Consider the following 25,510-nt stretch of genomic DNA (forward strand, 5'->3'; position numbering starts at 1 on the left):
AACTAACACCTCGGAAACAAAATTTCTCTCCTGCCATTCTGTCACAATATTTTGTATCTTTGCAAACTGAATTGATTTGAAATCTGATGCTTGATGTTTGAAATTGCCCAGCAGTAAAAACATTAAACCCTGAATTTTAAATCTCAAATTTTAAAGACCGTGCAGGAAAAATATATAGACGAAACTAAACAGGGCGAAGCTTTTGCCATAGCTGAAAAAGAAGGAAATTCCAAGAAATTATTTTTGGAAAGTTATGGTTGCCAAATGAATTTTTCAGATTCGGAAATTGTAGCTTCTATCTTAAACGAACAAGGTTACAACACGACATTGAAAGTAGAAGAAGCTGACTTGATTCTTCTTAACACCTGCTCCATTCGTGAAAAAGCTGAGCAAACTGTTAGAATGCGTCTTTCACAGTTCAAAAACCTGAAAAAAGAGCGTCCGAGCATGACGGTTGGCGTTTTAGGATGTATGGCAGAAAGACTTAAAACTAAATTTTTAGAGGAAGAGCAACTTGTCGATTTAGTCGTAGGTCCCGATGCGTACAGAGATTTACCCAATCTTTTAAAAGAAACCGAAGACGGAAGAGATGCCATTAATGTTATTCTTTCTAAAGAAGAGACCTATGCAGACATCAACCCGGTTCGTTTAGGCGGAAACGGCGTTACAGCTTATGTTACCATCACAAGAGGTTGCGATAATATGTGTACTTTTTGTGTAGTTCCTTTCACAAGAGGCCGAGAAAGAAGCAGAGATCCGCATTCTATTCTTGAAGAATGCAAAAGTCTTTCTGAAAGCGGATATAAAGAAATTACATTATTGGGGCAGAACGTAGATTCTTATTTATGGTACGGTGGCGGTCCTAAGAAAGATTTTGAAAAAGCCTCTGAAATGCAAAAAGCAACGGCAGTAAATTTTGCTCAATTGCTGGATTTGGTTGCTAAGGCTGTTCCAGAAATGAGAATCCGTTTTTCTACATCCAATCCGCAGGATATGAGTTTAGAGGTATTCAGAATGATGGCGAAGCATGACAACATTTGTAAATATGTACATTTACCTGTACAAAGCGGAAGCAACGCGATGTTGGAAGCGATGAACAGACAACATACCCGTGAAGAATATTTAGATTTAATAAAAAAAGCAAAAGAAATCGTTCCGGAAGTGGCTTTTTCCCAAGATATGATTGTAGGTTTCTGCAACGAGTCTGAGGAAGATCATCAAGATACACTTTCCTTAATGAAAGAGGTTGAATATGATTACGGATATATGTTTGCGTATTCAGAAAGACCCGGAACTCCCGCACACAAGAAAATGGAAGACAACATTCCTGCAGATGTTAAACAGAGACGTTTGGCAGAAGTAATTGCATTGCAGGGAGAATTATCCAGAAAGCGAATGAAGTCTTATGTAGGAAAATCTCATCAGATTTTAATTGAAGGAATTTCTAAAAAGAATAAAAACCAATGGAAAGGAAGAAATTCTCAAAATGCCGTTTGTGTATTCGATATGCTTGAAGGACAGAAAATTGGTGACATTGTGGATGTTTTTGTTTTTGATAATACACAGGGCACACTTTTAGGGGAAACCGTAAAGTAAAAATTTCGGATGAAAAACGCTCTGTCTCTTTTATTTTTAATTCCACTCTTCAGCAATTGTCAGATAGATAAAACCGCTGTTTCGAAATATCCTGCTCATGTGGGAAATGTAGAATGGGATAAAAAATTAGATGATCCAAATTTTAAGAATTGTTTATCCGAAGGATCTTATTCTTATCAGTATTATAACGGAGGTTCATCGGGTATTCAGTACAAAGGAGAGAAATTAGAAATTGTCCGAAAGTTTGAGAAAGAAAACATACATAGTTCAAAAGATGTTAACGGCTATGTTACCATAAGATTTGTTGTAAATTGTGAAGGAAAATCCGGAATCTTCAGAATGAAACAGATGGATGAAAATTACAAGGAAACACAGCTGGATTCGAAATTAACATCCCAAATTCTTTTTTTTACTAAAAATCTAAATGGCTGGATTCCCAAAGAGATAGACGGAAAAAAAGTAGACTATTACCAATATTTAACCTATAAAATAGAGCATGGAAAAGTTTCAGAAATACTACCTTAGCCTTCTCGTATTGGTTATTTATTCTAATCTTCAGGCACAGGTTAACTGCAATACAATGCAGAATGACAACTGTAAAAAGGCCTGCGAGATGTATAATTATTGGGAAGAATATGGACAGGGAACCCGAGAGTCTCAGGAAGGTTTTGATGAAGCGATAAAACTATGTCCCACATTTTCCAATTTATATAAAGAAAAAGCAGTTCCTTATCTTAAAAACGGAGATTTTATCTCTTGGAAAATACTAATAGATAAGGCTGTAAATCTCGACCCTAAAATGAATTTAGGCTACAGAGGTTGGTGCAAATACCAGTTTTTGAGAGATTACAAAGGAGCTATTGAGGATATTGAGGCTTTAGAAAAATTATATCCCAATGGTTATTTAGGCTATTCTCAAAATGGAGATTACGAATTGCATATTGCAAAAGCGATTTGCTATTCCGCTTTAGGGCAAAGAGAAAAAGCGGTCTCGATTATAGAAAACCAGTTGGCGAAAAAAGACCATACGGTTGGTTTTTACGATTATTACCAATTGGGAGTTACCTATTTTGAACTCGGAAAATACGATAAAGCCTTAGAAAATTTCGAAAAGCAAAGTAAACAATACGATTTTGCCGAAAATATATATTTTAAAAGTAAAGTTTCAAAAATTAGGAACAAAGATTATTTGGATTTAAAAAAGTTAGCTCTCAAAAGCTATGATGAAGGAAAAACCATGAAAGATGGCTATACTCATCACTTCAACAAAGTTTACAGAACTGAAATTGAGGAACTTTAATATTTAAATCTAAAAAATCAAAAACAATGAACGAACTTCAAAATATAAAAAACCGCTTCGGAATCATCGGGAATTTCCCTGCATTAAACCGAGCATTAGAAAAAGCAATACAAGTAGCACCAACCGATATTTCGGTACTTGTAATTGGAGAAAGTGGTGTGGGAAAAGAATTTATCCCGAAAATCATTCATTCAGAATCCAAAAGAAAACATCAGCCTTACATTGTGGTAAACTGTGGTGCAATCCCGGAAGGAACTATTGATTCCGAATTATTCGGTCACGAAAAAGGGGCATTTACAGGAGCTACGGCAACCAGAAAAGGATATTTTGAGGTTGCCGATGGCGGAACCATTTTTCTTGATGAAGTGGGCGAACTGCCTTTGCAAACCCAGGTGCGTTTACTAAGAGTTTTAGAAAGCGGAGAGTTTATGAAGGTAGGATCTTCTCAAATTCAGAAAACCAACGTAAGAATTGTTGCTGCAACGAACGTGAATATGATGAAGGCAATTCAGGATGGGCGTTTCCGTGAAGATTTATTTTACCGTCTGAACACCGTGCAGATAGATATGCCGCCTTTGAGAGAAAGAAAAGGAGATATCCATTTACTTTTCAGAAAATTTGCGATAGATTTTGCCGAAAAATACAGAATGCCGGAGTTGGAACTGGAGCCAAGTGCCGTTCATTACATTGAAAATTATTCTTTCCCGGGAAATGTGCGCCAGCTGAGAAACCTGGTGGAACAAATGACAGTAGTGGAAAGAGACCGAAAAATCTCTGTTGAAAAGCTTGCGGAATACATCCCGATGGATGCACATCTGCCAATGGTAGTTACGCAACCCAATACCCCGAAGCAAAATGATTTTGGAAGTGAAAGGGAAATCATGTACAAAATTCTCTTCGATATGAGAAACGATATAAATGATTTAAAATCCTTAACTTCGGAACTCATTAAGAACAGGGGCAATTCGGATCTGAGCAATCAGGAGAAAAATCTAATCAGCAGAATTTATACTCCTGAAGCAACTCCTCAGACGGCAAGTCCCAACTCTTTATTATACTTTGAAAATAATAATAACGTAAGCAGTCAGAATATTCAGAATCCTACAATTATTTCGAATCCTGAAGATTCTTACGAGGATTTTGAGGATATTGAAATTGAAGAAAACAAGCCGGAATCTCTATCTTTACAAAACAATGAAAAAGATTTGATTGTAAAAGCTTTAGAGAAGCACAACGGCAGAAGAAACCGCGCTGCAGACGAACTGGGAATTTCGCAACGAACCTTATATAGAAAAATAAAACAATACAATCTCGAAGAATAAAAATTTAATTTTATGAATACACACATTACGGCTAAGCCCATCGATTTTAAGTTTGGTGACTACATCAGTAAAGGATTTAATTTATTGAAAAATAATTATGGGTCAGTTTTTTTGGGTTTTCTTGTAACAATAGTTATGAGTATCATTCCTTTTTGTGGTCTTGTAGCTCTTGGAAATTATCACAAGTATTTAAGAAAAATAAGCAAAAACCAAAATGCAAGTGCAGGTGAAATTTTTGATTTTAAGGACTTTATGCCCTACTTCATTTTGCAATTAATCATCTTAGCTGCAGTATTTGTAATGTATATTCCCATAATTATTATTGTAGCGATTACTGGTGGAGTTAGTGAATATTCTAATGATGGAGGTTCAAGCTTTCCGTTCATCTTATTTCCCGTGATGGCGATTATGATTTTCTTTTTATATTATCTTTTGCTTAAAACTTTTTATATCGTTCCTTTGATAAGTCTTAAAGGTATTACCGATATTAAAACAGCATGGAATATTTCTAAAGTAATGACTAAAGGTAATTTAATCATGATTTTATTATTCAGCATAGTTTTAAGTTTTTTATCTCAACTTGGAATTTTAGCTTGTGGTATTGGTATTTTTTTCACGTTACCTTTAATATATACATGCAATCATATTGCCTACGAAGATGCTCTTCAGCAGATTGAATATGATGAAATTAAAGAAATAGGTACACAAGAATTATAATAAAATGAATACGCTCAAAAATCTTTTAATTTTAATGGTATCTGTGGGGTTTCTCAATTCCTGCTACACCTTTACAGGCTCTTCTCTGAAAGATGAAAAAACAGTTCAGATTAACGAGTTTCCCAACAATGCAGCTTTGGTAAATCCTGCATTATCTCAGCAATTTTCTACGGATATTCAGAACAGGTTTTTACAGCGTACCACTTTAAAAGGAACCAAAACGAATCCCGATATATTAATTGAGGGTGAAATTACAGATTACGGAATTACTCCTACAACCATTAGTTCTTCAACGCAGCAGACCAGTGCGGGAACTATACAACAATCTCAGAATAAGCTTACGATTACTGTAAAAGTGCGTTACGAAAACAAACTGCATTCTGAATTAAGTTTTGAAAGAACCTATGTGGATGAAGCCGTTTTCAACAGTAATTTATCCCAGAGCCAGATCGAAACTTCTCAGGTAAAACTGGTAACAGACAGAATTATTAATAAAATTTTCAACGACATTGTCGCTAACTGGTAAGATAATGAATAACAGAGTTTTAGAATTATTAAAAAATCCAAAAATTATTCAGCCAGAAGATTTAAATCTTTTGAAAGAAGAAATTAATTCTTTTCCTTACATTCAGAATATCCGTGCATTGCATTTGTACGGAGTTCATCTTTTCGATAAAGAAAACTACCAGAAAGATTTATCTACCACGGCTGCCTATACAACAGACAAGAAAATTCTCTATCAGCTAATTAACGGAAAGCCACAGCCAAAACAGGAAATTCAGACAAAAGAAATTCCGGTGGAAGATATTAAAGAAACTGAGAACATTCTACCACAGGAAGAAAAACCTGCAAAACACGATTACGAAGCGATTTCCGAGTCTTTAATTATCCCTAAAGCTGAAATAAAGACAGTTATTGTAAACGGAGAGCGAAACAGAATTTTATATGAGGGAGAAGAAAATTTCCTGAATGAAGAAAATTCCGAAAAAATAGATTTAGAATCTACCATAGAATCTGGCGTAATTGTTACCCAAAAGGCAGAAAGTTCTCCAATTTCATCGTCAACTGAAGAAATTATTGTTAATAAAAAAGAAGAAGAATTCCCTGAAGAAAACGAAACTAAAAATAAAGATTCTGAAAAATTTAATGAAAATTCTACAACAGAAGATCTTGACATAGAAACGGTAATTGATGAAAGTACAATAAATTCTGAAAAAGTTTCGGAAGAAATAGATAATGAAGCCGAAATCAGCTTTATAGAAACCGAACCTTTTGAGCCTCAAAAAGAGAATGTAGAAGAAGATGTTGAGGAAATTCATGTAGAAAAAGAAGAAGCCCAAGAACCGCTGAATGCAGAAACTATTGTTGAAGAGAATAAAATAGAGAGTCCGAAAATTGAAGAAGAAATTCAGGACGATTCTCAGCTAAGTTTTCACGGGACAGAATCTTTCTTTCCAAATGTGAAAATTGAAACTGCTCAACCCAACCAAGAGGTAAAAACTGAAGAGAAAAAATCTTCTGCCAATAAATACGAAGATGAAATGCGCCGTCTGATTGAAGAGGTTGAAAAAAAGATGAAATCTCAAAAAAAGGCAGAACCGGAGACGGATAAAGAAGAAAGCATTTTGCATTCCGGAAACGAAATCAGTTTCTCTGAAACTCAAGATTTTGTTGTTGATTTTTCGCCGAAAGAGGAAAAAGAAGACGTAATTGAAGAGCCTTCAACAGAAGAAATTTCTTCGGATAGCAATGAAATTGATGAAGAGCCTATTGCAAATACTGCCTGGAAACCCATGAGTCTTGAAAGCAGTTTGCCCGATTCTTTAATAGATAAAAAAGAGAGTCAGGAAAAAACCGTTGAAAAGATCATTCCAGAAGCTAAAACCTCTGAAATTACTCCAAATAAAAGTATAGTGGAAGAGCAACCTCAGATTTCTAATGAAGCAAAAGAGGAAACGGCTGAAGAAGAGAAAACTTTAGAAGAAAAAGAAACTGAGAGTGAAGTTCCTGTGATGAATGTTTCGTTTTTCGGATCTGAAATCTCTTCATTGCCTATCAATAACAAGAAAAATGCTGAAGAAAGCGTTGCTCCAAAAGAAGAACCTCTAAAAGAAGAATCTGTAAAGAAAACGGAGTCGGTTGACAGTAATGTTCCAGGCTTCATCAATACGTGGCAAAGTTGGCTTAAAATAGACCGTACAGAAGAAATTTTAAAAGAAAAAACAGCAACAAAAAATAAAGCTATTGAATCTTTTATAGAAAACAACCCAAAAATCAGCCAATTAAAAGATGAAGTAAGTTTTACGGTAAAAGAGAAAACGGACGATATTTCTCATTTGATGACCGAAACTCTCGCAAACCTTTATATTGAACAAAAGCTGTATACGAAAGCGATAAACGCTTTTCAGGCACTTATCCAAAAGCATCCCGCCAGAAAAGATTATTTTGAAGGTAAAATCCAGGAAATAAAGGATAGCAGAGGAAAAAACTAAGAGTAATTTTATTACAGAATAAAAATGAAGCCCGAAATTAATAATTTCGGGCTTCTTTAATCAAATCGATATGCAAAGGTTGAATATCCAATAATAAATATAGCTGCATGATGATCATCATCATTTATCAGCCATCAATAATACTTAGGAAAGCAGCTTTTTAGCCATTTCGGAAATACTTTTCCCATCAGATTTTCCGGCTAAATTTTTTGAAGCTATTCCCATAACTTTACCTAAATCTTTTACAGATTCGGCTCCTACTTCAGCAATAATTGCTTTCATTTCGGTTTCCAGCTCTTCCGCAGAAAGCTGTTTAGGTAAAAACTGCTCTATCACTTTCATCTGAGCTTCTTCTACTTCCGCAAGATCGTTTCTTCCCTGTGCAGCAAACTGATCAAAAGAATCTTTACGCTGCTTTACCATTCTCTGAAGAATGGCAATTTCCTGTTCTGCAGAAACTTCTGCTCCTAAAGCTTCTGTTTTTAATAATAATATTTGAGATTTTACAGCACGAAGAGAGTCCAAAGCTATTTTATCTTTAGCTCTCATTGCTGTTTTAATCGCTTCGTTTATGGTATTTTCTAAACTCATAATTTTTGTATTAATGTAAAAAGTACAATGTATTTATGATTAAAATATAAAACGATTCTGATATATCGTAAATACATTTTACGTAAATACATGAGTACAATTCTTAATCTACATCTTTATTTAAAAATCTGTTTTCTCTAATCTGCATATTTCCGTTGTTATCAGAAAGATACGTGTTGATGTTTTGGTCTGATGCGTTACTTCCGTCTATAGAAATATTTTTTCTCTTGAAAGCCGGTACAGATTCAAAATCATTAACTACATCGAAATTTTGGTAACGGGAATTAAACTCTTTCAGTTTATTTCTTCTTTCCGTTACGCGCTCCTGATCTGCAGGTTTGCTTACAAAAGTAAATTCGCTTTCTGTCTGAACAGATGTTTCAGAATGGAACTCAACAGTATTTTTTGGATCTTCTTTTACTTCGAAAGTGTTCTGAACTTCTACCGCTTTTTCTTCAATGATACTTGTAAAAGTTTCTACTTCATTTTTTGGCTGTCCAAAATCATTTTTCGGTTCGTTTACGGGCTCATTTACAGTAAAGCTGAATTCTACAGGCTTTTCATCGGAATACACTCTGGAAAAATCATTGCTTTTTGGCTCTTCTTGTTTATTTTCAAAATCGAATGTGAAAGATTGGGTTTCCAAATCGTTATCTGTTTCTTCATCAAAAGAAAAAAGATTGTAGGCATCATCCTGAGAATCGTCACCCTTCCAACTTTGAGCCGGATTATCTATTGTATCCTGATCTCTGTCTGAAAATTTGACTTCTGTTTTTACATCTTCATCCTCAACAATCATTTTTTTTTCATTGGAAGAAACCTTGAATTGTGGTGTATCCTGCTCTTCATCGTCTAATCTGAAAAGATTTTTTCCTCCAAAATCATATCCCTGCTCCACTTCTGTTTCTCTTTCTTCTTTTGTTTTGAAAGGCGAAGTTTTTGGCGCATCCAATGCATCATTCAAACCTATTCTGATTTTTTCAGTAGGTCCGGCAAATTTTTTATTATCATTAGAAAAACCCGTTGCAATAACCAATACACTTACTGCATCGCCCAATTCTTCATCTGCACCCACACCAAAGATAATATCCGCAGTGTTTCCTGCTTCCTTCTGAATATAATCCATGATAATACCGATTTCGTCCATAGTAGCTTCTTCGGCACCACTTCGGATTAATAAGAGTACATTTCTAGCTCCGGTAATTTTGTTGTCGTTCAATAATGGAGAATCTAATGCTTTTCTTACCGCTTCTTCAGCTTTATTTTCGCCTGAAGCCATTCCTGTTGACATTAATGCCGTACCGGAATTCTGAAGCACAGATTTAGCATCTCTAAAGTCAATATTCACATCAAAATAACCTGTAATAACTTCTGCCATTCCTTTTGCGGCATTTGTTAAAACTTCATCGGCTTTCGAGAATCCCTGTTTAAAACCTAAATTCCCGAACTGCTGTCTTAATTTATCGTTATTGATGACAATTAGAGAATCAACATTATTTCTCAGTTTTTCAAGACCATTTTCTGCCTGCTCCAGTCTTCTTTTCCCTTCAAAACTGAAAGGTACGGTAACAATTCCTACCGTAAGAATCCCCATATCTTTGGCAACTTTGGCAATTACGGGAGCGGCTCCGGTTCCGGTTCCACCGCCCATTCCTGCAGTAATAAAGACCATTTTGGTGTTTTGTCCCATGGCTGCTTTAATGTCTTCTATACTTTCAATAGCAGCTTTCTCTCCTACTTCAGGATCTGCTCCTGCTCCAAGACCTTCTGTAATGGTAACTCCCAACTGTACTTTGTTGGAAACAGGATTATTGTCTAGAGTTTGGGCATCTGTATTGCAGATAACGAAATCTACACCGTGAATTCCTTTTTCGTACATGTGCTTCAGCGCATTGTTACCGCCGCCACCTACACCGATTACTTTTATAATTGATGAATTTCCTTTTGGCAAATCAAATGAAAATCCTTGTGTACCTATATTTTCCATGCTTTATTTTTTTATAATTGATAATTGATTAATGATATTTGACAATCATTGATCGCATATCATTCATCATTTATATTTTTATTCTACTTCTTCAAAGAATTTTTTTACTTTCTCCATTAAAGACTGTCCAAATGTTGGTTTAGACGGTTTTGCAGGCTGCTGAACTTTCACTTCCTCTTTCATTTCGTCTATAGCAACAATCTGTTGGGAAACCGTAGTTTCGTTTACTGTTTGCTGCTTTTCTTCTGCTTTAGCTTCAACCTTGGTTTCAATAATTTCATCAATAACGGTAGTTTTCTTATCTCTGATTTTCAAACTCTCCATTAGCAACCCTATTGAAGTGGCAAATTCCGGCCCTTTAAGATACTGATTTTTATCGTTGGCAATATACTCATTTGCAAAACCAATTCTACTATCGAATCCTGTGGTATAATTTGCAAGCTGACGAAGATGTTTCAAATTAGAACCACCACCGGTAAGTACAATTCCTGCAATCAGTTTTTTCTTTTGTTCGAAGGCACCATATGCTTTTAATTCGGTGTTCACCATTTCTAGAATCTCCTCAACTCTTGCATTAATAATCTGTGCTAAAGTTTTAAGAGAAATTTCTTTATCCGGTCTTCCGTGAAGCCCTGGAATGGTAACAAATGTACTGTCTTTCTCTAATTCCGGAACCGCTGAACCAAATTTTACCTTTAATTGCTCTGCATGTTTTTCTATGATTGAACAGCCTTCTTTAATATCTTCGGTAATAATTCCTCCACCATAAGGAATTACACAGGTATGACGGATAATATTATCTTTAAAAATAGCAATATCTGTAGTTCCACCACCAATATCTACAATGGCAACTCCTGCTTCTTTTTCTTCTTTGGTTAAAACAGCTTCTGAAGATGCCAAAGGCTCCAAAGTAAGTGCTTCCATCTCTAAACCGGCTTCTCTAACACATCTTGCGATATTTCGGATGCTTCCCATTTGCCCTACAACCACATGGAAATTGGCTTCCAAACGTTTTCCGTGCATACCAACCGGCTCCTGAATTTCCCCTTCAGAATCTACTTTATATTCCTGAGGAAGAACATGGATAATTTCTTCTCCCGGAAGCATAACCAGTTTTTTTACCTGATCTTTTAATGCTTCTATATCATCATCGGTAATAAATTTATCCGGATGTTCTCGCATAATGTAATCGGAATGTTGCAAAGAACGGATATGTTTACCTGCAATTCCTACTGTTACTTTCTTTATGGGAACACCTGCGCTAGACTGTGCTTCGGACACAGCCGCTTTAATTGAATTAATAGTCTGCGAAATATTATTCACAATCCCTTTGTGTACTCCAAGACTTTTGGCTTTACCAACACCGAGAACTTCTATTTTCCCGTGTGCATTCCTCCTTCCGACAATGGCGACAATTTTTGTTGTCCCAATGTCCAGACCTACTGAATACTCTTGATTTTCCATTGCTTATATTGATTTGATTTTTTTATTCTATTTTAACTTTTCCTTTTGGCTTTACCGTAGATTTTTTTTCTTTCGGTTTTGCTTCAGTTTTAGGCTTTGCAGCCGTTTTGGGTTTTTCTTTTTCTTTTGCTTTCGGAAGTGTTGAACTTACCTTCTTCTCTTCCTTTTTGATGCTTATTTCAGGTTTCTTTTCCTGAACTGAAGTTGCAACGGGAACTTTCGCCAAATCTTTGTGCCCAGCTTTCAGAATACTGTCATTCTCTTTAAAATAAGGATTTAGCGTAGTTACAATCTGGTTCTGATATTTTACAGAGATCATTTTATATTTCTGTGGATCCTGATAAACCAGATATTTTTCTACAAAGGTTTTAAATCCTTTTACTTTAAAATCTATATTATCTAAATCTCCAATTTCCACTTTGTAATTTCCTTCACTGGTAAGAAGATTGTAATCGTCATTATTATCTCTGGAAATCCCGATAAAATATTTTTTACTGAATTCATCCTTATCAATTTTCTCTACCAGTTCTGCCAGTTTTTTATATTCTTCTTTACCGACATTGCCTGTTACCAACATACAGGGATGAGAATAGGTTTTTGAAATCGGAAACTCTACCCCTTTTTCGTCTACATAAAAATCTTTTCCGTTTTTATTCAGTCTGAAAACCGGAACTCTCTGTTTAATGTCTAAATTGAGTTTTCCATTCAAGTTAAGATAAACATTTGCGCTGTCTACCGCAGGAAGTGCATTAATCTTCTTTTCCAGCTCTGGAATGTTAAGATCTCCTACTTTTCTTGAAGGGTTTTCTTTATTTACAATCTCACGGATGTCTTTTTCATCAATAAAATATACCGGAGTTTTCTCATTCATTTTTACAGATATTTTATTGTCTGTAATCTTCTGACTGCTGAATTTCTTCAACGAGAAACTTAGCAGAAAACCAAGAATGATTACTGTAATGGCAATTTTTAATATTCTGTATTTATTTTTCATATTTCCTGTACAATGTAAAAAGTACAATGTACCTATGTATTTGTTTTATTATCTTTTTATAAAATTTCTCTACGCTATACTTTCTATACTACAGTTTGCACAGAGCTTAACCATTCACAAATCGGATCATATAGTGTATCTATATTTCCTGCCCCTACCGTGAGCAAAATATCAAAATCTTTTTCTTTTATCTTATTAAAAGCATCGGATAAGTTTGAAATTTCTTTTTTATCCAAAGTCACTTTTTCTAGCAGCCAATCTGAAGTGATCCCCTCAAAATTCTCCTGAAGTTCTCTTGCCGGATAAATATCAAGCAAAATCAATTCTTCGGATTTACTCAGGCTTTCAGCAAATCCATCTGCAAAATCTCTGGTTCTGCTGAATAAATGCGGCTGAAAAACCACCAATAATTTTTTATCCGGGTAAAATGTTTTTATTGAACCTACCACCGCATCTATTTCTGTGGGATGATGTGCATAGTCATCAATATAAATTTTACCATTAGGATAAATATGTTTGGTATATCTTCTTTTAATTCCTTTAAAATTGGCAATCGCCTTCTTCAAAGTTTCAAAATCTACTCCTAAATTGTGCAAAATAGCAATGGCAGCCGTTGCGTTTTCTACATTATGAATTCCCGGAATTTCCCACACAAAATCTTTTACTGTTTCTGTCGCCGTATGAAAATCAAAATAAATCTTATCATGATCCATCCTCAAATTATCCGAAAAATAATCTGCTTTTTCATTTACTGCATACGTATTATGTGCTCTTCCGATTTCAATTCCTTTTCTTACAAAAAGTTGTTTATCTTCAGGAACCAAAGCCGCAAACTCTCTGAAACCTTCCTCAATGGTATTTTTGTCGCCGTAGATGTCCAAATGATCTGCATCTATTGACGTAATTACCGCCCAATCCGGAGAAAGATTGAGGAAACTTCTGTCGTATTCATCAGCTTCAACTACAGAATACCGATTTCCATTATAAAGAAAATTCGATTTAAAATTCTCGGATATTCCACCTAAAAAACATGAAAACGGCAAATCTGCTTCTTTACACAAATGCGAAACCAAAGTGGAAGTTGTAGTCTTACCGTGGGTTCCTGCAACTGCGATGCAATCTGTATTTTCTGTAATTAAACCTAAAACTTTTGCTCTTTTTAAAACTTCAAACTGATTTTCATTAAAATAGTCTAAAATCCCCAGTTTTTTGATTGCAGGAGTATAGATTACCAATGTATTTTCTTTCTGAAGTGATGTGATTTTAATATCAATAACATCTTCAAAAACAATATCAATTCCCTCATTCATTAAAGTCTGAGTGAGTTTGGTGTTGGTTTTATCATAGCCTGAAACTTTTTTGCCCGAGGCATGGAAATAGCGCGCCAAAGCACTCATCCCGATACCTCCGACTCCAACGAAGTAAAAATTTTGATATGTTTCTAAATTGTTCATTTTCTTTGTATTAATGTATTCTGTAAAATGTGTAATGAAGTCGTAAATGCATTTTACATTGTACTTTTTACAGTTCTTTTAAAATCTCATCTACAATCTCTTTTGCCGCATTTGGTTTGGCAAAATATTTCAGATTTTCAGACATTTCTTTTCTTACATTTTCGTTTTCGCAGATTTCTGATAAAGTAGTCCAGAATTTTTCTTTCATTTCTGAATCTTTTACCATTCTTGCTGCATTTTTTTCAACCAGATTCATTGCATTTTTGGTTTGATGATCTTCCGCCGCAAAAGGGTAAGGAACCAATAAAACAGGTTTCTGTGCCACTGCCAATTCTGAAATGGCAATCGCTCCGGCTCTCGAAACAATGATATCTGCAGCAGAATAGGCAGTTTCCATATCTTTGATGAATTCTTTCAACTGAATGGAAGCTGGAAGCTGGAGATAAGAAGATAAATCTTTATAATCCAAAGTTCCGGTTTGCCAAATCAATTGATGACCTTTTTCTTTCAGGTTTTCTAAATTGAGTTTCCAGCCATTATTTAATGTTCTTGAACCTAAAGAGCCGCCCACCGATAAAATTGTAAGTTTATCTTTATCCAGCCCCAATTTTTCTTTTGCCTGAGCAGTTTCCTGCATTCCCGAAACAATATTCTCCCGAATAGGATTTCCAAGGAAAAAAACTTTCGAAGTGGGGAAAAATTTCTCCATGTTCGGATAAGCCGTAAAAACTGCTTTTGCTTTTTTTCCGTTGGCTGTATTGGTTTTCCCTGGTAAGGAATTCTGCTCCTGAATAAAAGTAGGAATTCCCATTTTTGCAGCCATAAACAATGCCGGACCGCTTGCGAAACCTCCTGTTCCAACTGCGAAATCTGGTTTAAAACTTTTTATAATTTTTTTAGCTTTAAGCAAACTCGAAATAAGTTTGAATGGCAAGCCAATATTTTTAAGCAAATTTCCTCTGTCGAAACCTGCGATATTTAATCCTTCTATTTTATAACCCGCTTGTGGAACTTTTTCCATTTCCATTTTCCCGTTGGCTCCGATGAACAAAAATTCTGCATCGGGAAACCTTTTTTTGATTTCGTCTGCAATAGCGATTGCCGGGAAGATGTGTCCTCCTGTTCCGCCTCCGGATAACAATACTTTTAGTTTTTTGTTCATACTTTTTTATTATTGATAAATGATTATTGATAAGCGATACGAAAATCAATTATATAATATCATTCATCATTTATAACTTATGCTATATCGTTTATTTCTGCTACGCTCTGTTTTTTCCCCAACCCTTCTTCATCATAAATCTGAATTCTTGAACTTATATTCAAAATAATTCCCAACTGAATATAAGTAACCAACATAGATGTTCCTCCATAACTTATTAGTGGTAGCGGTTGTCCGGTAACTGGTATAAGATTTACCGCAACGGCTATGTTTACAGCCAATTGGGTAAAAATCATCACACCGAGACTCAGAACGAGCAATGAACCAAAAAATGCAGGCATTTTACTGGCAATCATTACAATTCTTACAATCATAATGAGGTACATACTGATAAGAAATCCGGCTCCAATGAGCCCATATTCTTCAACAATAACTGCAAAAATAAAGTCTGATGCAGATTGTGGAAGCATTTGTTTCAGTGCAGATTTTCCAGGTCCCATCCCTGTAATTCCACCATGAACAATGGCTGCTTTTGCCTGCATAACCTGATAGTTTTTTGCCTTAACACTTTCATCATCAACATCTGCAGATTTTGCCTTGCTGGAAGTAAATGTTTCTATACGGCTCATCCATGTATGAACACGGTTTCCACCAATAATATTGGTATTTAAAGCAATAAATAAAAACAGCATAATAGCAACAAAGGATGCAGAGATAAATCCTGCAATATACTTCCAGTTGAGCTGCCCGATAACCAAAACGATTACCGATACCATTAAAATCATCAATGCAGTAGAACCATTGTCTTTTGCCACCAAAACGAAAACGAGCAATATGGGACCGAAAATGTACAGTACATTCTCAATAGGCAGTCTTTCTCTCGTTATTTTCTTAGTTAAATATCTGCACAAATAAATAATCAGCATTAAAAAAGCAAAAGACGAAGGCTGAAAAGAAATGGGTGTCCCCGGTATTTTGAGCCATCTTGAAGCACTCGCTCCATCAATAGTTTGACCTGTAAACATGGTAACAATCAGCAAAATAACCATAAGCCCAAGCATAATACTGCTGAGCTTGCCCATATACTCATATCTTACAGTTCCTACCAGTCTCATGATTCCTAATCCTAAGATTACAAAAAACATGTGCTTCATTACGTGACCGGTTGTGGTTCCGTTATTAACAATATATTCTAAGTTTGAACTGGCAGAATATACCGGGAAAATAGAGAAAATGGAGATCACAAGAATGACCATCCAAAGTACTTTATCGCCCTTTAGAAATTCGAATCTGCTTTCTGTATTCTGTTCGTTCATATTTTTGTTTTGGGATGGAAAATATTTTACACACCCGAAATTTTACAATTATTTTAAAACTTGTTCTTTAAACTGTTGTCCTCGGTCTTCATAGTTTTTAAACAGATCAAAACTTGCACAACATGGTGACAGTAAAACCGTATCTCCACTTTTAGCCAAAGATTTTGAAACCTCTACCGCTTCCTGCATACTGGATGTACTGTAGATTAACTCTTTTTTATCTTTAAAGAAATCTATAATTTTTTGATTATCAATTCCTAAACAGACAATAGCTTTTACTTTTCTTTTCACCAGATCTTCCACCTCCGTATAATCATTTCCTTTGTCGGTTCCTCCTACAATCCAAATGGTGGGATTTTTCATGCTTTCCAGAGCATAATACGTTGCATTGACGTTGGTTGCCTTACTGTCGTTAATGAATTTTACACCATTAATTTCAGTTACAAATTCTAATCTGTGCTCAACTGCCTGAAATGTCATTAGTGAATTTCTGATGCTTTCATTATTGATTTGCAATATTTTACCGGCAATAGAAGCGGCTAAACTATTGGCAACATTATGGTTTCCCAACAAAGAAAGCTCATCTATTTTCATAGAAAACTCATCTTTCAGTTTTACCACAATTTTATCTTCTTCTACAAAACCTCCTTCCGGGAGTTTTTCGTTTGTAGAGAAAGGAATCATTTTCGCTTTAACTTCAAATTTCTCCAGAATGCTTTTACTCATTTCATCATCTTTATTATAGATGAAAAAATTATCGTTTTCCTGATTTTCAGTTATCCTGAATTTTGCCAAAGCATATTCTTCGTAGTTGTAATTGTACTGATCCAAATGATCTTTAGACAAATTCAGCAATAGAGAAATATACGGTCTGAAGTTCTGAATGTCATCCAGTTGGAATGAACTTACTTCCAACACATAATAATCGTGGTTTTCATCAGCCACCTGCTTTGCGAAACTGTAGCCAATATTTCCTCCAAGACCAACATTAAGTCCATCATTTTTCAGAATATAGTAAATGAGAGAAGTTGTAGTAGTTTTTCCGTTGCTACCGGTAATGGCAATAATTTTGGCATCTGTAAATTCTGAAGCAAATTCAATTTCAGAGGAAAGTCTTATTCCTTTTTCATGAATTTTATGGATAATGTCTGCTTTTTTAGGAATTCCAGGGCTTTTTATAATCCAGTCTGCATGGAGAATTCTTTCTTCATCATGGTTTTCCTCTTCAAAATCGATATCATTTTCTGCTAAAAACTGTTTGTACTGATCTTTAATAGCTCCCTTGTCTGAAAGAAATACTTCCAGACCTTTCTTTTTAGCTAGATAAGCAGCACCACAACCGCTTTCGCCTCCTCCTAAAACAACTATTTTCATAAATAATCTTTTTGTAAAATGTAAATTGTAAAACGAACGATGTATTCTTATTTTTCTACATTCATACTTTTACTTATTACATGATTTTATCTCATCTTCAATGTAATGAGACATACAATTGCCAACATAACCCCTATGATAATCATCCTATTAACGATTTTACTCTCGTGAAAACCTTCTTTCTGATAATGATGATGTAAAGGAGACATTTTAAACAATCTGTTATTCTGGGCATATTCTAACCCAAATTTTCTTTTTCTGTATTTAAAAACCCAAACCTGAAGAATTACAGACAAAAGTTCGATCAAGAAAACGCCACACAAAACAGGTATTAGTAATTCTTTTCTTAAAATAATCGCTAGAACGGCTATTACCCCTCCCAACATTAAACTTCCTGTATCTCCCATAAAAACCTGCGCCGGGTAGGTATTGTACCAGAAAAAACCAATGACCGCTCCTACCATGGCGACAGCAAAAATTGTCGTTTCTCCCATATTCGGAAGGAACATGATATTGAGGTAATCAGCAAAAATGATATTCCCTGAAACGTAGGCAAAAAATGCCAGTGCGAGGAGAATAATTGTACTTGTTCCCGCGGCTAAACCATCAATTCCGTCGGTAATATTGGCACCGTTGGACACTGCTGTAACAATAAAAATTACAATAGGAATAAAGACAATCCATGCCCATTCGTGAGCATCTTTATCATTCATCCAAAATAAAATTCCACTATAATCGAATTCATTATTTTTAGTAAATGGAACTGTTGAAACGGAAATTTTTTCTGCGGGCGAAAAATTTTGTTCAACATTATTTCGGTTAATTACTTTGGCATCTGCATACTTTCTTTTTACCGTAATATCTGGGTGAAAATACATCGTAACTCCGATAATTAACCCTAAACCAACCTGACCTACAACTTTGAATTTACCGCTAAGTCCGTCTTTATTTTTTTTAACCTTTTTTAAATAATCGTCTATAAAACCAATAGCTCCCATCCATACCACAGAAACGATAAGTAAAACGATATACACGTTCATAATTCTGGTGAAGAGTAAAACGGGTATTAACGTTGCAATAATAATAATAAGCCCTCCCATGGTAGGAGTTCCTTCTTTTTGTTTTTGTCCGTCTAATCCCAAATCACGCACCAACTCACCCATTTGTTTTGCACGCAGGTAGTTGATGATTCTTTTTCCGTAAACAAGAGCTATGGTTAAAGACAACAGAACTGCCATTCCGGCACGGAAAGAGATGTACCTCATCATTCCCATTCCCGGAATGTGGATGCCATGGTTGGTTAAGTATTCGTATAGATAGTATAACATATGTTATTTTAAATTTAAAGTTTAAGAGAATTGATTTTTTATAATTTTAATCTATAATATTTTAATATAGTATTAAAATATTCATTTACTCATAAGCTTCCACAACTCATTAATTACTTCTTTATCATCAAAATGATGTTTTACACCATTGATTTCCTGATAGGTTTCGTGACCTTTTCCTGCTACGACGATGATGTCTTTTGGCTCCGCAAATTTTATCGCCATTTTTATAGCTTCTCTTCGATCCGGAATTGAAGTATATTTGCTAAAATTCTGAGGTTCAACACCTGCTTCAATTTCTTTGATTATCGCATTGGGATCTTCGGTTCTCGGGTTGTCTGAAGTGATGATTGCCAATGTAGATTTTTTAGTGGCAATATTTCCCATTTCAGGTCTTTTTGAGTGATCTCTGTCGCCGCCGCAACCAAACACCGTGATAAGTCTTTCGTTTTTAGTTCGAATTTCATTGATGCTGTCTAACACATTCTCCAAAGCATCCGGTGTATGTGCATAATCTACAACGAAGAAAATTCCGCCATCTGACTTGAAGGTTTCAAATCGTCCGTTTACCCTTTTTAATGTACTGATTGACTGAAGAATTTCATCCTGTTCAAATCCCAATTCAGAGGCAATACCAAATACCAGAAGCAAATTGTAGACATTGAATTTCCCGGTAAGAGTGGTCCAGAATTCTTTTCCGTTGAAATTGAGGAGCATCCCGTTAAAATCAACTTCCAAAAGCTTTCCATGATAATCTGCCATAGTTTTCAAAGCATAAGATCTTTTTTTAGCCTTGGTATTTTGCAGCATTATATTGCCATTTTTATCATCCACATTGGTAATGGCAATGGCTTCATCATTCAATTCATCAAAAAATATTTTCTTCGTTTTTAAATATTCGTCAAACGTTTTATGATAATCTAAATGATCATGAGTAAGATTGGTAAATCCTGCAATTTTGAAGTGTAAACCTTCTATTCTGTTTTGGGAAATACCGTGTGAACTTACTTCCATAAAGGCAAATTCGCATCCTTCTTCAACTGCTTTAGCCAAAATCTGATTAATGGTAATAACATCCGGCGTCGTATGTGTTGCGGGAATTATTTCATCTCCTATTCTGATTTCTACCGTTGAAAGCAAAGCCGAATGATGTCTTAAATTTTTAAAAACATCAAAAAGCAAAGTAGAAACGGAGGTTTTTCCGTTGGTTCCGGTAACTCCTATTAATTTTAATTTTTCGGAAGGATTTCCATAAAAATTGGAAGCCAGATGCCCTAAAGCTTTAGACGAGTCTTTTACTTGAATATAGGTAAGATTTTGATCTAAATTTTCCGGTAAATCTTCGCAAACAATAGTTGTTGCTCCTTTTTCTATAGCTGATGCAATAAATGAATGCCCGTCTGCAACAGTTCCTTTCACTGCGATGTACAGTGAATTTTCTGAAACCTTTCTACTGTCGAAAACCAATGCAGAAACTTCACGGTGGGTATCACCATGACTTTCTAAAACTGGAATTCTGTTTAATAATTCAATTAACTGCATTGCTTATGCTTTTTATTTTAATTCTGAAGAGACAAATAAATTCTCTGGTTTTTACTTATTACAGTTCCTTCCTGAGGGAATTGTTCTTTAATTCTTCCAACTCCTTTATAATCTACCCGATAGCCTAAATTTTCCAGCTGCGGAATCACATTTTTACCGATTAATCCGACAACATTTGGCATCTGCTTGTTGTTTACGGCAACTTTCACATTCGGTTCTACCATTTTATTAAGATCAACCTTTCTATCTACCAACATTTCTTTTTCAACGTTTTGTGGGGTTTTAAGGAAAGTTTTACCTGCAATTTCTTTAAAAACAGGAGCTGCAACAGTTCCTCCATAAAAACCTTTCGAAACATTCGGCTCACTAATCATCACATAACAAGTATATTTAGGATTATCTGCCGGATAAAACCCTGCAAAAGAAGATCTATATTTCATCGGACCTGGAAGCCAATATTCGAATCTTGCGGTTCCTGTTTTTCCTGCCATTTTTAAGTTGGGCGTGAAAATACTTCTTCCTGTTCCTTTTTCTACAGCTTTCGTTAAAGCATCAGTCATCATTTTCAAAGCTTTTTCTGATGCCATTTTTTTAACCATCATCTGAGTTTGTGCTTCAAACGTAACCTTACCATTCTGCATGATTTTGTCTATAAAAAGAGGCTTTACCATTTTGCCTTTATTGGCTACACCATTGTAAAAAGTAGCCAACTGAAGCAGATTAATATTCGTAGAATACCCGTATCCTATTGAAGCTAAAGTTGCGGCATTCCATTTTTTATTTTTAGGCGTTAAAATTCTAGGTTTGGTAATTCCCGGAAGTTCAATATCCATTTTATCGAATAATTTCCATCTTCTTAAATGATCTAAGAAAATTTCAGGTTTGTCGGCATAAAATTTTGTAATCAATTTTGCGGTTCCTACGTTACTCGACTTTGCCAAAACATCCGAAATATCATAAGTTCCACCACCGTGACCATCAGAAATTCTTTGTTTGGCATACACCCAAATTCCGTTTCCTACGTTTACAGTTGTATTTTCATCAATAAAACCATCGTCCATAGCCGCTAAAAGTGAAACAACTTTGAAAGTTGAACCTGGTTCAATATTGTCTTTTATTGCATAATTGTAAGCATCTACATATTCTCCATCTTCATTTCTTTGAAGATTAACCATTGCACGAACCTTTCCTGTTGCCACTTCCATAACGATGACAGTTCCGTGCTTTGCCTCAAAATTCACAAGTTGCTTCTGCAATGCAGAATGTGCAATATCCTGAATTCTAAGATCTAAAGTTGTGTAAACGTCTTTTCCATCGGTGGGTTCATTTACTTTCCAATAATCAATAGGTTTCCATTGGGAAGAATTTACCCTCTGCTCCAGTCTGCTTCCATCTACACCCGAAAGATATTTGGAAAAAGCACCTTCCAGACCAGATTTAGACACCCCATTATCCATACCGATTGTTCCTGAACCGATTTCTGAGGTAGCCAGTTCTCTTTTATAATTTCTATCAACAATAAATCCCCCTTTATTTTTTCCTCTTTTGAAAATCGGGAATTTTCTGATTCTGTCGTACTGATCGAAATCTAATCCTTTTGCAAGAGCGTAATACTGATTTTTCTTCTCCTTTTGCTCATCGAATCTTTTTCTGAAATCTGCTCTTGGTTTATCGAACATTTTGCTTAAAGAATCTGTAAGTGCACCAATATTATTGCTGTAAACGGTATCTTTTATGGTTTTAAAATCGACATAAATATCGTAACGCATCACCGTAGTTGCCAAAATGGACCCGTCTGAAGCATATAGATTTCCTCTGGCTGCTTTTAAGGTTGCTGTTCTGTAATTATTGTTGATGTAATCATCTTTAATCTCCTGAACATTAGTGTTTTGAAGAATAATAATTCTCCCCAAAAACATTACAAATACGCACAAAGCAACCACCGCAAACAGGTATCCCCATCGCAGCGTTTTTTTTCGCTTGTTATCGTAATCATTTTGTTTTTGCATCGGTACTGTCTAATTTTATTAACAATTTGTGCGGATGGCTTTCGAGCGTCATTAAAGAGTCTGAAGCTACTTCTTTCCCAAGCTGAGATTCCATTTTCACTTTAATCAGTTTACTTTGCGCAAAAGCATTTCGGGACTTATATTCTTCGGTCTGCTCCTTTAAAGCATTTACAATTTTTATTTTTTTGTTGACTAAATGATTGCTGTAAATCATCGCCATCATCAATACAAAAAGCAACAGAAAATACTTATAGTAAACCTTAATTTCATCCCTGTTAAGGAAATTTCCTTTTATAATATCTATAAAAGTAAGTTTCTTCTGAGGTTTGTATGCTGTTCTTTTTGCCACTTTGTATTATTGATGATTAATAAATGATTACTGATTTCAATTACTAATTATTTACATTTTTATTCCAGTTCTCATTTTTGCGCTTCTGGCACGAGAGTTTTCTTCAATTTCTTTATCATCCGGAATTATTGCTTTGCTTTTTACCAGCTCGAATGCTTTTTTATAATTCCCAAAAATATCTCTCTCTGGTTCGCCTTCAAACATTCCGTTTTTCAAAAATCTTTTTACTAATCGGTCTTCAAGAGAATGATAAGATATTACCACAAGTCTTCCGCCTGGTTTTAAAATTTGATAAGACTGAACCAACATTTCCTTCAAAACATCCAGCTCCTGATTAACTTCAATTCTTATCGCCTGAAACAACTGCGCATAAAATTTATTTACTTTATGCGGCGGAAGATAGCTGAACAGTTTTTTCAGATCTTCGGTAGTTTCTATTGTTTTCGATTTCCGGTGATGAACAATATCACGCGCCAATTTTCTCGCTTCTCTCAGTTCTCCATAGTAATAGAAAATATCTGCTAAAGCTTCTTCATCGTATTCGTTAATGATTTTTTTAGCATCAAGACTCTGCATTACATTCATTCTCATATCAAGAGGAGCATTGCTGCGCGTAGAAAAACCTCTCTCTGCCTCATCAAACTGATGAGAAGAAACCCCAAGATCGGCTAAAATCCCATCAACCTGCGAAACACCATACATTAAAAGAGAATTTTCGAGAAATCTGAAATTCTGATTTATTAGTGTAAACCTTTCGTCATCAAAATTATTTTTCAGTGCATCAAGATCCTGATCGAAGGCATATAATTTACCTTTTTCTGAAAGGCGACTTACAATCTCACGCGAATGCCCACCGCCGCCAAATGTGCAGTCCACATAAATACCGTCGGGATTCGTCACCAAATCATCCACACTTTGCTTCAATAAAACGGGGTTGTGATACATTCTGTATTTGTGTTTATTAAATTATTCTTCACCAAAAGCTCCCATAACATCTTCCGCCAGACTGGCAAAATCTTGTTCGTTGGTCGCAATTACTTTTTCATACGCTTCTTTATCCCAAATTTCGAAAAGCTCTCCCGCACTTGTTACAACAACATCTTTGCTGAGATGGGCAAAAGTGGTAAGATCTTTAGAAACCTGCAGTCTTCCCGCTGTGTCCAGCTCTACCGTTTTTACTCCGGCCGTAAACATCCGTATGAAATCTGCATTTTTTTTGATGAACCTATTCAGTTTATTAATCTTCTCCATCAGCTTATCCCATGCTTTCATAGGATAAACTTCGAGACATGGTTGAAACACGGAACGCTTAACCACAAAGGTTTTATCCTCAAAGTTTTCCATCTGTTTAATAAGAGATGAAGGAACTTTCAGGCGACCCTTGTCGTCTATTTTACACTCGTATGTTCCAATGAAATTTCTCATTTGGGACAAAATTAGAAATATTTTTCCAAAATTTCCCACTTTTTCCCACTTTTTGACTTAATGTTAATAAGTTTTGATTTTAACTGATTGTCAGCAAGATAAACATACACAACATCCATTTTAAAAACCGCTATTCTCCACATAGAAAAAAGAATTTCAAATTTCTCCTGAGAAGTAACAGAATATATTATTTTTAGATTAAATTAGACATATCAAAACAGTTTTGGTGTTTAATTTGTATTTTTGCAAGGCTTATACAGGCACTTTATGAGATTTAGTACAAAAAAAGAAAAGAAATATAACTTTATAGAAGCGGGAGAAGGCCATCCGCTTGTGCTTTTGCATGGGCTTATGGGCGGTTTGAGTAATTTTGATAAAATGGTGAATTTTTTTTCGGAAAAAGGATTTAAGGTATATGTGCCTCAGTTGCCAATTTACGATTTACCTGTACTCAATACCAATCTTACTACTATTGCGAAATATGTTATTAAGTTCATCGAAACCACTATTGGGAAACCGGTTACGATTGTAGGAAATTCTATGGGCGGTCATGTAGGACTAATAATGACGCTTGCAAGACCAGATTTAATTCAAAATCTTGTTCTTACAGGAAGTTCTGGTTTATACGAAAGAGCTTTTGGTGACAGTTTTCCAAGAAAGAACGACCGCTCTTATATAAGGAAGAAGGCAGAAGAGGTTTTTTATGATCCTGCCGTAGCTACCGAAGATTTGGTAGATGAAGTTTTCAGCGTTGTGAATGACAGAATGAAGGGCATAAAAACCGTTATGCTTGCAAGAAGTGCCATTAAACACAATATGCTTAACGATTTGCCTAAAATCCTTACACCTACGTGCTTAATTTGGGGGAAACAAGATAATGTAACTCCTCCAGAGGTTGCAGAAGACATGCATAAATTCATCCCGAATTCTGATCTTTTCTGGATTGATAAATGCGGACACGCCGCCATGATGGAAAAACCAGACGAATTCAATGAAATTCTGTACAACTGGTTAAAAGATAAAGTATAAAAAGACAAACCATTAAGACCTTTTCTTAATGGTTTATTTTTCTCAATAAAATTCAAAAT

22 protein-coding genes are annotated in these 25,510 nt (G+C 35.2%); 8 read left to right on the forward strand and 14 right to left on the reverse strand.

Translation table 11 applies throughout. The annotated features are described in order from the left end of the window. The first annotated feature begins 159 nt into the window (after positions 1-159). From miaB to MTP08_RS13765, 7 genes are read left to right on the forward strand one after another with little or no spacing between them, the layout of a single operon-like run. Positions 160-1,596, forward strand: coding sequence for a tRNA (N6-isopentenyl adenosine(37)-C2)-methylthiotransferase MiaB (miaB, locus tag MTP08_RS13735; protein ID WP_209388764.1), 1,437 nt, complete (start codon positions 160-162; stop codon positions 1,594-1,596). A 9-nt stretch (positions 1,597-1,605) separates the two neighbouring features. Beyond that, positions 1,606-2,121: a hypothetical protein gene (locus MTP08_RS13740; protein ID WP_243576423.1), complete on the forward strand. Its 516-nt coding sequence runs from the start codon at positions 1,606-1,608 to the stop codon at positions 2,119-2,121. Next, entirely contained in the window at positions 2,093-2,896 is an 804-nt protein-coding gene (locus tag MTP08_RS13745; protein ID WP_243576424.1) for a tetratricopeptide repeat protein, read from the forward strand. Before MTP08_RS13740 ends, MTP08_RS13745 begins: the two co-directional genes overlap by 29 nt. Positions 2,897-2,922: 26 nt before the next feature. Then, the gene (locus MTP08_RS13750; protein ID WP_243576425.1) at positions 2,923-4,218 is read left to right on the forward strand and encodes a sigma-54 interaction domain-containing protein; all 1,296 of its coding nucleotides are present in this window, start codon (positions 2,923-2,925) and stop codon (positions 4,216-4,218) included. A gap of 12 nt (positions 4,219-4,230) precedes the next feature. After that, complete coding sequence (locus MTP08_RS13755; RefSeq protein ID WP_243576426.1) at positions 4,231-4,935, forward strand: hypothetical protein; 705 nt, start codon at positions 4,231-4,233, stop codon at positions 4,933-4,935. A gap of 4 nt (positions 4,936-4,939) precedes the next feature. After that, a complete protein-coding gene (locus MTP08_RS13760) occupies positions 4,940-5,461 on the forward strand; it encodes an LptE family protein (protein ID WP_243576427.1) in 522 nt (173 codons plus the stop codon). A 4-nt stretch (positions 5,462-5,465) separates the two neighbouring features. Beyond that, positions 5,466-7,427, forward strand: coding sequence for a tetratricopeptide repeat protein (locus MTP08_RS13765; RefSeq protein WP_243576428.1), 1,962 nt, complete (start codon positions 5,466-5,468; stop codon positions 7,425-7,427). A 144-nt stretch (positions 7,428-7,571) separates the two neighbouring features. Here MTP08_RS13765 and MTP08_RS13770 read toward each other — a convergent pair whose 3' ends face one another. From MTP08_RS13770 to mraZ, 14 genes are all read right to left on the reverse strand, one after another. Beyond that, positions 7,572-8,018, reverse strand: a complete 447-nt coding sequence (locus MTP08_RS13770; protein ID WP_209388692.1) for a GatB/YqeY domain-containing protein — start codon at positions 8,016-8,018, stop codon at positions 7,572-7,574. Between the two features lie 103 nt (positions 8,019-8,121). Beyond that, a complete protein-coding gene (gene ftsZ / locus MTP08_RS13775; protein ID WP_243576429.1) occupies positions 8,122-10,005 on the reverse strand; it encodes a cell division protein FtsZ in 1,884 nt (627 codons plus the stop codon). 78 nt (positions 10,006-10,083) lie between these two features. Next, positions 10,084-11,469 (reverse strand): cell division protein FtsA, encoded by a 1,386-nt coding sequence (ftsA, locus tag MTP08_RS13780; protein WP_243576430.1) that lies wholly within the window; start codon positions 11,467-11,469, stop codon positions 10,084-10,086. Positions 11,470-11,491: 22 nt separating this feature from the next. Continuing rightward, positions 11,492-12,463 (reverse strand): cell division protein FtsQ/DivIB, encoded by a 972-nt coding sequence (locus MTP08_RS13785; RefSeq protein ID WP_243576431.1) that lies wholly within the window; start codon positions 12,461-12,463, stop codon positions 11,492-11,494. Between the two features lie 83 nt (positions 12,464-12,546). Continuing rightward, positions 12,547-13,917, reverse strand: coding sequence for a UDP-N-acetylmuramate--L-alanine ligase (gene murC, locus MTP08_RS13790; protein WP_243576432.1), 1,371 nt, complete (start codon positions 13,915-13,917; stop codon positions 12,547-12,549). 67 nt (positions 13,918-13,984) lie between these two features. Next, a complete protein-coding gene (gene murG / locus MTP08_RS13795) occupies positions 13,985-15,079 on the reverse strand; it encodes an undecaprenyldiphospho-muramoylpentapeptide beta-N-acetylglucosaminyltransferase (protein ID WP_243576433.1) in 1,095 nt (364 codons plus the stop codon). 77 nt (positions 15,080-15,156) lie between these two features. Continuing rightward, positions 15,157-16,395 carry an FtsW/RodA/SpoVE family cell cycle protein gene (locus tag MTP08_RS13800; protein ID WP_243576434.1) on the reverse strand — a complete coding sequence of 413 codons (1,239 nt, stop codon included), beginning with the start codon at positions 16,393-16,395 and terminating at the stop codon, positions 15,157-15,159. Positions 16,396-16,443: 48 nt separating this feature from the next. Next, positions 16,444-17,769 (reverse strand): UDP-N-acetylmuramoyl-L-alanine--D-glutamate ligase, encoded by a 1,326-nt coding sequence (gene murD, locus MTP08_RS13805; RefSeq protein WP_243576435.1) that lies wholly within the window; start codon positions 17,767-17,769, stop codon positions 16,444-16,446. Between the two features lie 86 nt (positions 17,770-17,855). Beyond that, on the reverse strand, positions 17,856-19,097 hold the full coding sequence (gene mraY, locus MTP08_RS13810) for a phospho-N-acetylmuramoyl-pentapeptide-transferase (RefSeq protein WP_243576436.1): 1,242 nt from the start codon (positions 19,095-19,097) through the stop codon (positions 17,856-17,858). Positions 19,098-19,178: 81 nt separating this feature from the next. Further along, the gene (locus MTP08_RS13815) at positions 19,179-20,639 is read right to left on the reverse strand and encodes a UDP-N-acetylmuramoyl-L-alanyl-D-glutamate--2,6-diaminopimelate ligase (protein WP_243576437.1); all 1,461 of its coding nucleotides are present in this window, start codon (positions 20,637-20,639) and stop codon (positions 19,179-19,181) included. A gap of 17 nt (positions 20,640-20,656) precedes the next feature. After that, complete coding sequence (locus MTP08_RS13820; RefSeq protein ID WP_243576438.1) at positions 20,657-22,648, reverse strand: penicillin-binding transpeptidase domain-containing protein; 1,992 nt, start codon at positions 22,646-22,648, stop codon at positions 20,657-20,659. Continuing rightward, positions 22,632-22,997, reverse strand: a complete 366-nt coding sequence (locus MTP08_RS13825; protein WP_243576439.1) for an FtsL-like putative cell division protein — start codon at positions 22,995-22,997, stop codon at positions 22,632-22,634. The genes MTP08_RS13820 and MTP08_RS13825 overlap by 17 nt, the downstream gene beginning before the upstream one ends. Positions 22,998-23,048: 51 nt before the next feature. Beyond that, positions 23,049-23,942: a 16S rRNA (cytosine(1402)-N(4))-methyltransferase RsmH gene (gene rsmH / locus MTP08_RS13830; protein WP_243576440.1), complete on the reverse strand. Its 894-nt coding sequence runs from the start codon at positions 23,940-23,942 to the stop codon at positions 23,049-23,051. Between the two features lie 21 nt (positions 23,943-23,963). Then, positions 23,964-24,422 (reverse strand): division/cell wall cluster transcriptional repressor MraZ, encoded by a 459-nt coding sequence (mraZ, locus tag MTP08_RS13835; RefSeq protein WP_209388704.1) that lies wholly within the window; start codon positions 24,420-24,422, stop codon positions 23,964-23,966. Positions 24,423-24,689: 267 nt separating this feature from the next. On the opposite strand from mraZ, the gene MTP08_RS13840 reads away from it, so the two are divergent. Next, positions 24,690-25,451: an alpha/beta fold hydrolase gene (locus tag MTP08_RS13840; protein WP_209388705.1), complete on the forward strand. Its 762-nt coding sequence runs from the start codon at positions 24,690-24,692 to the stop codon at positions 25,449-25,451. Positions 25,452-25,510: the final 59 nt, after the last annotated feature.

This window comes from Chryseobacterium oryzae (assembly GCF_022811665.1).
GTDB lineage: Bacteria > Bacteroidota > Bacteroidia > Flavobacteriales > Weeksellaceae > Chryseobacterium > Chryseobacterium oryzae.